This is a genomic window from Roseateles sp. GW821-FHT02E12 (assembly GCF_059421665.1).
Map to the genome: position 1 here is coordinate 380,019 of NZ_JBWKVK010000003.1, position 11,841 is coordinate 391,859.

General features: G+C 71.9%; 11 protein-coding genes. 8 read left to right on the plus strand and 3 right to left on the minus strand.

The window, feature by feature from the left end; translation table 11 throughout:
- Positions 1–61 precede the first annotated feature (61 nt).
- From AC07V5_RS19680 to AC07V5_RS19705, 6 genes are read left to right on the plus strand one after another with little or no spacing between them, the layout of a single operon-like run.
- Positions 62–505: a hypothetical protein gene (locus AC07V5_RS19680; protein ID WP_495117402.1), complete on the plus strand. Its 444-nt coding sequence runs from the start codon at positions 62–64 to the stop codon at positions 503–505.
- Entirely contained in the window at positions 502–1,584 is a 1,083-nt protein-coding gene (locus tag AC07V5_RS19685; protein ID WP_495117403.1) for a hypothetical protein, read from the plus strand. The genes AC07V5_RS19680 and AC07V5_RS19685 overlap by 4 nt, the downstream gene beginning before the upstream one ends.
- Complete coding sequence (locus AC07V5_RS19690; protein ID WP_495117404.1) at positions 1,571–2,572, plus strand: radical SAM protein; 1,002 nt, start codon at positions 1,571–1,573, stop codon at positions 2,570–2,572. Before AC07V5_RS19685 ends, AC07V5_RS19690 begins: the two co-directional genes overlap by 14 nt.
- Entirely contained in the window at positions 2,569–3,744 is a 1,176-nt protein-coding gene (locus tag AC07V5_RS19695) for an amidohydrolase family protein (RefSeq protein WP_495117405.1), read from the plus strand. The genes AC07V5_RS19690 and AC07V5_RS19695 overlap by 4 nt, the downstream gene beginning before the upstream one ends.
- An 11-nt stretch (positions 3,745–3,755) precedes the next feature.
- Positions 3,756–4,853 carry a glycosyltransferase family 4 protein gene (locus AC07V5_RS19700; protein ID WP_495117406.1) on the plus strand — a complete coding sequence of 366 codons (1,098 nt, stop codon included), beginning with the start codon at positions 3,756–3,758 and terminating at the stop codon, positions 4,851–4,853.
- Positions 4,850–6,265 carry an oligosaccharide flippase family protein gene (locus AC07V5_RS19705; RefSeq protein WP_495117407.1) on the plus strand — a complete coding sequence of 472 codons (1,416 nt, stop codon included), beginning with the start codon at positions 4,850–4,852 and terminating at the stop codon, positions 6,263–6,265. Before AC07V5_RS19700 ends, AC07V5_RS19705 begins: the two co-directional genes overlap by 4 nt.
- On the opposite strand, the gene AC07V5_RS19710 is transcribed toward AC07V5_RS19705, so the two are convergent.
- Positions 6,226–7,041: a class I SAM-dependent methyltransferase gene (locus AC07V5_RS19710; protein WP_495117408.1), complete on the minus strand. Its 816-nt coding sequence runs from the start codon at positions 7,039–7,041 to the stop codon at positions 6,226–6,228. The two genes, AC07V5_RS19705 and AC07V5_RS19710, sit on opposite strands and share 40 nt — an antisense overlap.
- Before the next feature lie 14 nt (positions 7,042–7,055).
- Here AC07V5_RS19710 and AC07V5_RS19715 point away from each other — a divergent pair, with 14 nt between their 5' ends.
- Positions 7,056–8,156 carry a glycosyltransferase family 4 protein gene (locus AC07V5_RS19715; protein WP_495117409.1) on the plus strand — a complete coding sequence of 367 codons (1,101 nt, stop codon included), beginning with the start codon at positions 7,056–7,058 and terminating at the stop codon, positions 8,154–8,156.
- Here the strand turns inward: AC07V5_RS19715 and AC07V5_RS19720 are convergent.
- Complete coding sequence (locus AC07V5_RS19720) at positions 8,132–9,388, minus strand: nucleotidyltransferase family protein (protein ID WP_495117410.1); 1,257 nt, start codon at positions 9,386–9,388, stop codon at positions 8,132–8,134. The genes AC07V5_RS19715 and AC07V5_RS19720 overlap by 25 nt on opposite strands.
- A gap of 11 nt (positions 9,389–9,399) precedes the next feature.
- On the opposite strand from AC07V5_RS19720, the gene AC07V5_RS19725 reads away from it, so the two are divergent.
- Positions 9,400–10,419, plus strand: a complete 1,020-nt coding sequence (locus AC07V5_RS19725) for a phosphoenolpyruvate carboxykinase (ATP) (protein ID WP_495117411.1) — start codon at positions 9,400–9,402, stop codon at positions 10,417–10,419.
- Here AC07V5_RS19725 and AC07V5_RS19730 read toward each other — a convergent pair.
- The gene (locus AC07V5_RS19730) at positions 10,409–11,806 is read right to left on the minus strand and encodes a B12-binding domain-containing radical SAM protein (protein WP_495117412.1); all 1,398 of its coding nucleotides are present in this window, start codon (positions 11,804–11,806) and stop codon (positions 10,409–10,411) included. The genes AC07V5_RS19725 and AC07V5_RS19730 overlap by 11 nt on opposite strands.
- Positions 11,807–11,841 lie beyond the last annotated feature (35 nt).

Below are 11,841 nucleotides of genomic sequence, written 5' to 3' on the forward strand. Positions count from 1 at the left end.
CCGCGCCCTGCGGGCTGGCACTCACGGCGCAGTGAGAACCAACCAAGGGCTGACGATGAGGATGTCGAGATTGTTTTGGGGCGCCTCGGGCGCCGTGGCCGCGTTGATCGCGGGCTGCGGCGGCGGCAGCGGTGCGGGGCTGGACGCGAACGGCCGTCCGCTCGGCGAGGGTGACGACCCGAGCGGGCCGATGACGGCCAGCTTCAGCTCCATCCAGTCGCATGTGTTCACGCCCGTCTGCACGGGCTGCCACGCCGGTGCTGCCGCACCGCGCGGCCTGCGGCTGGATGCGAACAACAGCTTCTCGATGCTGGTGGGCGTGTCCAGCGGCGGCGTGCCTGCGCTCATGCGCGTGAAGCCGGGCGATGCGGACAACAGCTACCTGATCCACAAGCTCGAAGGCCACCAGGCCGTCGGCGCGCGCATGCCGCTTGGCGGGCCTTATCTTGACGCCCAGACCATCGGGCTCATTCGCCAATGGATCAACAACGGAGCGCAGAAATGAAGGCCGCACGACTGCTTCTCGGCCTGGCCTTCGCGCTGCTGTTCTCAAGCGCTGGTGCCGAGCCCTATCTCGCCATCCGCAGCGGCCTCAAGTGCGTGGCCTGCCACGTGAACCCCACCGGCGGTGGCTTGCGCAATGCGGTCGGCAATGCCTTTGCCCAAGGCGTCATCCCGGGCAACGCACTGCCTGATGCGCTGCAGGGCTGGAACGGCTCGCTGCTGGATGACCGCCTGCGCCTGGGCGGCGACCTGCGCACCGCGACGACGCGCACCTCGGTCTCGGGCCAGCCCACGCGCAGCGTTGGCGGCACCGAGCAGGTGCGGCTTTACGCCGACGTTCAACTCATCAAGGACTATCTCGGCGCCTACCTCGACCAGCAGGTTGCGCCCGGCAAGGCCGAGCGCCAGGAGGCCTACGTGCGCCTGCAGACGCCGGGGCTGGGTTGGTATGCCAAGGCCGGCCAGTTCTACCTGCCCTTCGGTTGGCGGCTGCAGGACAGCCTGGCCTTTGTGCGCCAGCTGAGCGGCGTCAGCATGACGGTGCCCGACAAGGGCCTGGAGCTGGGGCACGAGAGCGATGAATGGTCCGTCCAGCTTGTGCGCAGCAACGGCCCCGGCAACACCGGCAACTCCAACGGGCACCAGACGACGGCCCAGGCCATCTGGATGCAGCCCTGGGGCCGTGTTGGCGCCGCTGCCGCGCAGGTCAAGTCGACGGCAGGGAGCCGCCAGGCCTACGGCCTCTTCGCCGGCACGACGACCGGGCCGGTGGCCTGGCTGGCCGAGATCGACATGGTCAGTGATGGCGGCTACCCCGAAGGCAAGCGCCGCCAGCTCGCCACCTTGCTGGAGGCCAACTGGCTGGTGCAGCAGGGCCACAACCTGAAGCTGACCAGCGAGTTCCTCGACCCCGACCGCCGAGTGGCCCACGACAACAAGGTGCGCTACAGCCTCGTCTACGAATACACGCCCATTGCCTTCGTGCAGCTGCGCGCGGGCTGGCGCAAGTTCGGCGGCATCCCGCAGAACGCGGTCGACAACCGGCGGCAGAGCTTTGTCGAGCTGCATGGCATGTTCTAGCGTCATCGAGAGGCCAATTGCACTGGCGGAAGCCATCACACGGCTGCCGCTGGCGACGCTCTACCTGACCGAGCGCTGCAACTCTCGCTGCGTGAGCTGCGACTACTGGCGCCACGGGCGGCGCGACATCGATCTGGCGACCGTGCAGCGGCTGTTGCCGGGGCTGGGCGAGCTGGGCACGCAGACCGTCCTCATCTCGGGTGGCGAGCCGTTGCTGCATCCGCAATGGGCCGAGATCGCGGCGCTGCTGCGCGCTCGCGGCCTGAAGCTGTGGCTGCTGACGGCCGGCCTTGCTTTGGCCAAGCATGCCGCGGAGGTTGCGCGGCTGTTCGATCAGGTCACCGTGTCACTGGACGGCAGCACCGCGGCGAGCTATGCCGGCATCCGCGGCCTGGACGCCTTCGAGGCCGTCTGTGCGGGCATCCGTGCCGCGGTGCGCGAAGGCATGGTGGTGAGCCTGCGCGTGACGGTGCAGCGGGGCAACGCGGGTGAGCTGGGTGATCTCGTGATGCTTGCGCACAAGCTGGGCGTGGCCGGCATCTCCTTCCTCGCCGCCGACGTCAACCATGCCGAAGCCTTTGGCCGCCACGGCGAGCCGGTCGACGGCGTCGCGTTGCGGGTGGACGACCTGCCCGTGTTGGCCCAGGCGCTGGATGCGCTGGAGCGCGAGCATGCCGCCGATTTCACCAGTGGCTTCATCGCCGAAGCGCCGGTCAAGCTGCGCCGCATCCACGCCCACTACCGGGCGCGGCTGGGCCTCGGCGAGCCGCCGCCGGTGCGCTGCAACGCGCCCGAGCACTCGGCCGTCATCGAGGCCGATGGCGGCCTGCGGCCCTGCTTCTTCATTGCCGGCAACGGCCGGATCGGTGATGCCGGCCTGGCCGAAGCATTGAATGCGCCGGCCCATCGCCGCCTGCGCGCCCACATCCGCGCGGGCGAGCGGCCCGAGTGCCGGCACTGTGTCTGCGCCAAGTGGTTCCCAGCATGAGCACCCTGGCCAACGAACGGGCGCTGAGCCTCATCAATGCGGTCGACGGCGAGGGCAAGGCGCTGAACCTGTGCATGGCGGGCGGCCGCATTGCCAGCGGCACCGGCGGTGCCCGCCTCGACCTCGCCGGCACCCGCGTGCTGCCGGGCCTCATCAACGCCCATGACCACCTGCAGCTCAATGCCACGCTGCCGCGATTGAAGTTCCGCGCCACCTACCGCAACGCGAGCGAGTGGATCGCGGACATCACGCCGCGCCTGTCCACCGATCCGCAGCTGCTGGCGCATCGGGCCGCACCGCGCGCGCAGCGCCTGCTTGCCGGCGGGCTGAAGAACCTGCTCAGCGGCGTGACGACGGTGGCCCACCACGACCCGCGCGACGCGGTGCTCGGCGATGCGGATTTCCCGGTCGACGTGCCCGAACTGGGGGGCTGGTCGCATTCGCTCGCGCTGGATGGCGAAGAGGCCGTGCAGACTGCCCAATGGACGGCCCGGCGCGGCCGGCCGTGGATCATCCACGCGGCCGAAGGTGTCGACACGGCCGCGGCACTGGAGTTCGACCGCCTCGAGGCGCTCGGCTGCATCGGCCCCGACACGCTGCTCGTGCATGGCCTGGCGTTGAGCACCAGCCAACAGCGCCGCCTCGTCGACGCCGGCGCCGGCCTCATCTGGTGCCCCGGCTCCAACCTGCATCTGTTCGGCCGCACGCTGGACCCCGGCTGGCTATTCGAGCAGGGCCGTTTGCTGCTTGGCAGCGACTCGCGCATCAGCGGCGGGCGGGACCTGCTCGCCGAACTGGCCTTAGCGCGGGAGCTGGCCGGCTGGAGCGACGAGCGCCTGGAAGCCTGGGTCACGCAAGACGCCGCGCGCCTGCTGCGCCTGCACGACCGCGGCCGGCTCGAACCCGGCCTGCGCGCCGACCTGGTTGCGCTGCCGGCGGGCCTGCCCCTGGCCGGCGCGACGCGGGCCGACCTGCGCCTCGTCGTCGTCGCGGGCCGGCCTCTCTATGCCGACGCCGACCTGGGCGAAGCGCTCGGCCTCGTGCCGGTGCGCGTCGACGGCCGGCCCAAGGCGCTGGCGCGGCATCTCGTCGACCAGCTGCTGGCGATGCCGCTGCGCGAGCCCGGCCTGGAGGTGTCGCGGGACGCGGTGGCCTGCACCGTAGGGCCGTGAAGGAGGCTGCCATGGTCAGGGTGGCGCAGATCTGCTTTCACCGGGACCCGCAGGGCCGGGCGCCTGAGCGCCTGTTGCAGGACTGGGCCACGTTGCACCAACTGGCCGAAGCCGCGGCCGGCGCGGGTGCCGATGTCAGCGTCGTGCAGGCCAGCGCCGAGGTGCGGCTGCTGCGCCAGGGCGGCATCGACTATCACTTCCTTCCCTGCGACAGCGAGCCTGCTCGCCTGGCCGAACTGTTCGAGCGCCTGCGGCCCCAGGTGCTGCACGTGCAGGGCCTGGGTTTCGTGCGGGAGGTGAGGGCGCTGGCCGCACTGGCGCCGGGGCGGCCCATCGTGCTGCAGGACCGTGCCGATGCGCCGCCGCGGCCCTGGCATTGGCCGGCCTGGCGGCGCGCGCTGACGACGGCACGCGGCCTGATGTTCTGCGCGCGCGAGCAGGCGCTGCCCTTCCGCCGCCGTGGCCTCATCTCCGCCGGCACGCGGGTCTACGAGGTGCCGGGTTCGAGTTGCGGCTTTGCATTGCGCGAGCAGGCCGCAGCGCGTGGCGCCACCGGCCTGGGCGGCGACCCCTGCTTGCTGTGGGTGGCGCACCTGGACGACAACAAGGACCCGCTGACCGTGCTTGACGGCGTGGCCCTGGCCGCGCAGCGCCTGCCCGGCTTGCAGCTCTGGCTCTGCTACGGCCGCGCGCCGCTGTACGACGCCGTGCGCGAGCGCATGCGTGACCCGCTGCTGGCCGGCCGTGTGCATCTGCTCGGCGTCCAGCCGCATGCGCGCATCGAGGCGCTGATGGCGGCGGCCGACATCCTCGTGCAGGGCAGCCACCGCGAAGCGACCGGCTACAGCGTCGTCGAGGCCCTGGCCTGCGGGCTGGGGCTGGCGGTGACCGACATCCCGTCCTTCCGCGCGCTGGCCGGCGGTTGCGCGGCCGCGCAGCTCTGGCCCGCGGGCGATGCGGCGCAGCTGGCCGAAGCCATCGTGGCGCTGGCCGCGTTGCCCTCCGCGCAGCGGCGTGCGCTGGCCCGCGCGCGCTTCGACTCGCACTGCTCGGCCGAGGTGCTGGGCCGCCGGCTGGTGGCGGCCTACGACGACTTGCTTGCGGCATGAACAGCTTCGTCCTGGCACCGGCGGCCGTCGATTTCCGGCGGGCCTTCCTCGTCAACCTGGCGTCGTCCACCGGCGGCGTCGCCACGCGCTTCCTGCTGGGCCTGGTGCTCGCGCGGCTGCTGCAGCCGGCCGAGCTGGGGTTGTACGCGCTGGCCCTGGCCGTGTTCAGCGTCGCCCAGCTGCTGCGCGATGCCGGCGTGTCGGCCTATCTGCAGCGCGAACCCGAGCTGACGCAGACGCGCTTCTCCGCCTGCATCGGCCTGCTCGCGGCCACGACCGCGATCGGCATGGCGGCCTTGTGGCTGCTGGCCGCGCCGCTGGCACGGCAGTTTTCCCAGCCCGGCCTGGTGCCGCTGCTGCAGGTGCTGTCGCTGGGCCTGCTGCTGTCGCCGTTCGGCACCGTCATGGCCGCGCTGCAGCTGCGCGAGTTGGCCGCGGCGCGCATCGCCTTCGTGTCGCGCATCGGCACGCTGAGCCATGCGGGCGTCGCCCTCGCGCTGTCCACCAGTGGCTGGGGCGCCCTCGGCCTGGCCTGGGCGCTGGTGGCCAACATCCTCGTGTGCAACCTGGCCCATGCGCTGCTGAGGCCGGCGCAGGGCTGGGCCTGGAAGCCTTCGTGGCGAGGCTGGGCCGAGGTGCTGCGTTTCGGCCTCGGCGCGCTGCTGGCGAGCTTGCTGAACGGCCTCAACGGCGTGCTGCCTGACCTGTGGCTGGGCCAGCTCGGCACGGCGCGCCAGGTGGGCCTGCTCGGGCGTGCGCAGGCCACCGTCGGGTTGCTGCAGGCCTTGGCCGGGCACGCCCTGAGCTTTGGCGCGCTGCCGGTGCTGGCCGGGCGACACGCAGGCGGGCAGGCGCTGGAGCCGGCGCTGCGGCGTGCAACGGCCTTGCTCACGGGCGCGGGCTGGCCGCTGCTGGCGCTGACCGTGGCCTACCGCGAGCCCCTGGTGCACCTGCTCTATGGCCCGGCCTGGGCTGATTGCACCTCAGCCGTGCTGCCGCTGGCCTTGGCGGCGGCCCTGGGGCTGGCGTTCGCGCAGCTGGGTGCCGCGCTGGCGGCCGTGGGCCGGCCTGGGCTGGCGGCGGGGCCGACGGCCGTGACGCTGCTGTGCCGCCTCGCCTTCGGCCTGGCATGGTTCGACGGCAGCCTCGCCGCCTTCGCCTGGGCCTTGTGCGCGGCGGCGTTCGCGGCGCTGCCGCTGCAGGCCTGGCTGGCGGCGCGGCATCTGGGCCAATCACCGCGGGCGCTGCTCGGCGCGGTGAGCGGCAGTGCGCTGGCCACGCTGGCCGTGTTGGTCGTGCCGCTGACGCTCGCGCCGCTGGCCTGGCTGGCAGCTCTGCGCTGGGCCGGCCATCCGTTGCTCGACGAGCTGGTTCAGCTGCTGGCGCGCCGCCGCATGACGAGCAGGAAATGATCGCCCAGCCTGTTGATGCCCGGCCAGCCGGCCACGCGGCGGTCCAGCGCCCACAGCCGCTGGTGCCAGCGCGGGTGGCGTTCGGCCAGCCAGGTCAGGTAGGGCGGCGGCACGAAGACGCACAGGCCGCGCTGCACCTCGAGCTCGAAGTGCTGTGCGAAGGCGGCGTAGAACTCGGCGGGCGTGTAGTAACGCGTCCAGATCGTGCGGCCGTTCATGCCGACGGCCACCGTGTCGCGTGCGAAGCGGATGCCGGCGCGGGCCCAGCGGCGTTGGCGGGCGTAGTGGGCAACCTCCCACGGGCAGTAGCGGCCGATGACGGTGAAGACGAGGCGCCCGCCGGGCTTGACGAGGCGGGCGCATTCAGCGGCCACGGCGCCGAGGTCGGGCACGCAGTTCAGCGGGCCGAGGTTGGAGTAGGCGCCGTCGAAGGTGGCATCGCCTTCGAGGCGCTGCAGCTCGTGGGCGCCGATGGCGCGGGCGTCCACCGCCAAGCCGGCCTCACGGGCGCGTTCGCGCGTGCGCTCCACCATGCGCTCGGACCAGTCCGTCGCGGTGACGTGATGGCCCTGGGCCGCGAGGTGCACGGCGTCCAGCCCGGTGCCGCAGCCCAGGTCGATGAGACGGCTGCCGGGCGCGAAGCTGCGCGCCAGCCAGCGCCACATCTCGTCGCGCATGTCCTGGATGGCGGTGTTGTTGCCGCGCGGGCCGTCGTAGTCGGCGGCGACGCTGTCGAAGGCCTCTTGGGTGTCCAGCAAACGGGTCCGGGTGTTCATGGGGAGGATGCTTCTTGAAGATCGCGGTGGTGGTGCCCGGCGGCGTGGACCGCTCGGGCGAGGTGAGGGTGGTGCCGGCGCTTCTGGCCTTGCTGAAGCGGCTGGCCGCGCGACATGAGGTGCATGTCTTCGCGTTGCGCCAGGAGGCACAGGCCGGCGAGTGGTGGCTGTGCGGCGCACGCGTGCACAACATGGGCGGCCGGCGCGTGGCGCTGAGCCAGCTGCGCGCCGTGGCGGCGATCGTGCAGGAGCATCGCCGGGGTCGCTTCGACCTCGTGCAGTCGATCTGGTCGGGCGTCAGTGGCGCCGTGGCCGTTGCGGCCGCCAGGCTGCTGGGCCTGCGCAGCGCGGTGCATGTCGCGGGCGGTGAACTGGCGGCGCTGCACGACATCGGCTACGGCGGCCGACTGGGCCTGCGGGGCCGCGTGCGCGAGGCCTGGGTGCTGCGCGGCGCCGATGCGCTGACGGCGGCCAGCCAGCCCGTGCTGGATCAACTCGCCGCACTGGACCACCGAGGCCGCCGGTTGCCGCTGGGCGTGGATCTCGACGTCTGGGCGCCGCGTGAGCCACAGCCGCGTGTGGCGGGCGAAGCCCTGCGCCTCGTGCAGGTCGCCAGCCTGAACCGGGTCAAGGACCAGGCCTGCCTGCTGCAGGCGCTGGCGCTGGTGCCAGGGGTGGAGCTGGACGTCATCGGCGAAGACACCTTGAACGGCGAGGTGCAGGCTTTGGCGGGGCGCCTGGGCGTTGCCCCGCGTGTGCGCTTTCACGGCTTCATGACACAGGCCGAGTTGCAGCCCTTGCTGGCGCAGGCGCATCTGCACGTGATCACCTCGCGTCATGAGGCCGGTCCGCTGGCCGTGCTGGAGGCCGCGGTGCTGGGCGTGCCGAGCGTGGGAACGGCCGTCGGCCACCTGGCGGAATGGGCGCCCGATGCGGCCCTTGCCGTTGCTCCGGGCGACGCACCCGGGCTGGCCCTGCTGATCGCGCGCGTGGCGGCCGACGAGGCGTTGCGGCTGCGGCTGGCGTGCGAGGCCCAGCGCCGAGCGGTGACTGAAGATGCGGATCATTGCCATGCACAGTTCGAGCAGCTCTATGCCGAGCTGCTGGGCCGGTAGGCGAGGGCGCGATGCAAGTTGTACAGCGTCTGCACCCGCGGTGGCGCGCCGCGCAGGAAGCTCAACGCCTTCAGCCAGCGCGGCTGGCGCGTCCACGCCGAACCGGCCAGCGAATGCTGGCGGCTAAGCATCTCCGGCGTGGCGACCCCGTCCTCGCGCGCGGGGTGCAGGCGTCGCCAGGCGAACTGCAGGGCCTCACCGCTGGTTTGCGACCATTCGATGCCCGGCAGCATGGGGATGTCCAGATGCGACAGCGAGCACTCGGCCAGGCCGCGGGCTGCCATGCTGCGGCGCAGGCCGGGCGGGCAAGCGGCGATGGCGGAGGCCAGCGCCTGCGCGAGGAGGGCTTCAGGCAGCGCGGCGGGGAAGAGCCGCTGCGCCAGCAGCAACGGCGGCACGGCCCACCAGGCCGGCCGATCGTCGGAGGCCGGTGCCAGGGCCTCGTGCCAGGCGGCGGCATCCAGGCGGGCGCCGAGCAGGGCGATGTCGTGCAACTGGATCAACCGCACGCAGCGGTTGCAGATGTTGCCGGCCGCATGCAGCAGCAGATGGCGCATCAGCGCGGCGGTGCTGGCGTAGGCGTTCAGCCCCGGCGCGGCGGCGGGTGGCAGCAGGTCGGCCGTGATGTCCACCTCATGCAGGGGCAGCGGCTCGCGCACGGCGTCGTGCAGTTCGATCTTGGTCGGGTTGTCCTCGTGTTCGCCGAAGGCGCGGTCGGGGCCTTGCCCGAGCGGCTCGTAAGCGCGGTGGCGGCGCTTCGCGATGTCCAGCGCATAGCCGTTGGCGGCGATGAGGCTGTCGGCGGCCGCCATGTCGCCGGGGTGGGCCAGCAGGTCCACGTCGCTCATCGGCCGCTCGCCCGGTGCATAGACGCCGAGCGCCAGCAGCGCCGATCCCTTCATCGCCAGCAGGGGCAGGCCGGCCTCGCGTGCCGAGCGGTCCAGTCGGGCCAGCAGCTCTGTTGCGCGCCGTTCACGCCGGCGGCTCTGGTCGAGCTGCTCAGCCAGGAAGGCTGTCCAAGCCGGCGGACCCTGCCAGCGCAGCCGGCCGGCAAGCAGGCCGCTGATGCCGTGCATCACCGATGCGGCCATGGCGGCGCGCCATTCAAAGTCATTCCAGTCCGGCGCACCGTCGGTCGGCGCGGCCAGTTCGGCGGCGAGGCGATTCGTCGTCTCCCGCAATGCGGCCCGTGTGACCGAGGCCTTCGGCAATGGGGTATCGAACTCTTTCACCACGTTTCTCCATGACATCCAAAACCTGGCAAGCCGATCCGCGTCGGATCGCAGACCCATTCAGCGAGCACGCGCCCCTGGCGTTGAGCCGCAAGTTCAGCCTGCTCGGCGCGTCCTTCGAATTTCTCAGCGATAGCCCCGAACTGCTCGCCCTCGTCGACGACGCCTACCGCGACCTGCCCGTGCATGCGCTGGACGTGCCGGGGCCGCTGTTGCGGATCGAATTGCGGCTGGCCCAGGGAGATGCAGACTTCGGTGTCGAGCCCCCCAAGCCGTGCATGCTGGGCGGCGCAGGCTTGGTGGGCGCGGCGGCCGATGCGCACAACCTCGTGCTGATCAGCCCCGAGACCGGGCGGGCCGTCGTGCAGCTGTCGCGGGCGATGCTGGGCTTCCCGTACCACGCGCGCTACGAGCTCATCGAGTTCGCCGTTTTCCAGCTGGCCGCCCGCACGCAGGGGCTGGTGGCCTTGCATGCCGGCTGCGTGGGCGCGAACGGCGCCGCCGCGCTGCTGATGGGCGTGAGCGGTGCCGGCAAGTCGACGTTGACGCTGCACGCGATGCAGCAGGGCCTGGACTTCCTGACCGAGGACGCGAGCTTCGTCGAGCCGCGCGGCATGCGAGTGACGGGCGTCGCGAACTTTCTGCACCTGCGCTTCGATGCGCAGGCCTGGATCGACGATGCGACCCTGCGAGCGCGCACCGAAGCGTCGCCGGTGATTCGCCGGCGCAGCGGCGTCGAGAAATACGAGCTGGACCTGCGCAGCGGGTGGGCCAGGCTCGCAGCGGAACCACTGCGGCTTGAACACCTGGTGTTCACGTCGCCCGAGCCTGCCGGTGGCGGTGAGCTGTTGCAGCCGCTGGCGGCTGACGACATGGTGGAGCGCCTGCACATCGACCAGGCCTATGCCATTGGGCAGCCCGGGTGGGCCGAGTTCGTCGAAGGTTGCAGCGGGCTGCATGGCTGGGTGATGAAGCGGGGGGCTCATCCGAGCGAGGGTGCCGCGGCCTTGCGAGGGCTGCTCATGGGCTGATGGCGGTGGCGGGGCTGAGGCTGTCGATCAAGCTGGCCCAGCGGCGCTTGATCTCGGCGCCCGCGCGGCGCCGCGCCTGCAGGTCCAGCCGGCCGAGGTCGACCTGGGCGTGCAGCAGGTCGCGCACCGCGCGGTAGACCTCGGTGCCGAACGTGCCGCGGAACATCATGGCCAGGTCGCCGCTGTCGTCCCAGTGCGTCTTGGCGCCGAGCTGGGCCTTGACCTGCTCGTGAAAGCGCGTGCCCGGCAGCGGGTAGGAGACGCTGACGCCGATGTCGTCGGGTTGGGCTTCTTCGATGAGATGACGCGTCTGCAGCAGCTCGGGCAGGCCCTCGCCGAGGTAGCCGAGCTGGATGAAGAAGCCCACGCGCACGCCCGCGGCCTGCAGGTGCTGGCGGGCCTGCAGGATCTCGTCCACCGTGGTGCCCTTGTTCATCGCGTCCAGCACCTGCTGGCTGCCGCTCTCGGCGCCTATCCAGGCCTCGCGGCAGCCGGCGTCGGCCAGGGCGCTGGCCATGGCCTCGGTGGTCAGGTCGGCGCGGGTCTGGATGGAGAAGGGGATGCCGCCGCCCAGCCGGTCCAGCTCGGCCGCGAAGCGTTGCACCCAGTCGGCGCGGAAACCGAAGATGTCGTCGGCGAACCAGATGTGGTCGGGCGCGAAGCGGGCTTTCAGCTCGACCATCTCGGCCGCCACGGCGGCGGCGCTGCGCTGCTGGTAGCGCTGGCCCCAGATGGGTTTGGCGCACCAGGCGCAGCGGAAGGAGCAGCCCTTGGACGCGGCCATGTTGAGGCTGAAGTGGCCGTGGGCGGCGACCCAGGTGGCGCGGTAGCGCTCGATGTCGACGAGGTCCCAGGCGGCGGGAGCTTCGAGCTCGGCGGACTCGTGGCGCGGCAGGCTGATGGGTTGCTCCAGCCCGGCGACGAGGTCGGCCCCGGCCAGCGCGGGCTGGCCCTCAAGGCGGCGCAGCAGCGCGGGCAGCACGTCCAGGCCCTCGCCGCGCAGAACGACGTCGGCGCCGGCGCGCTGGTAGACCTCGGGCGCGTCGCTGGCGTCGGAGCCGGCCACGATGACACGCGCACCGGCGCGGCGGGCGCTGGCGATCATCGTGCAGGCGGCCTCGCGCATCTTGGCCAGGCACATCTTGCTGAGGTAGTTGTAGTTGTCCTCGTAGAGCAGCACGACCTCGGGCCGCGTGGTGGCGAGGCTGGCGTCGAAGTCCTGCGTGCCGGCGGCCAACATCGCGTCGAAGAGGGCGACCTCATGGCCGAGGCGGCGCAGCAGCGCGGCAACCTGCAGCGTCGCGAGCGGGGGGTAGGGCTTGGCGCGTTCGAACTGCTTGGCGTCGAAGCGCAAAAAGAAACTGTGGCCGACCAGGATGGAGAGCACGCCTTCTCCTAGGCATGGAGTCAGGGCGTGTGTGC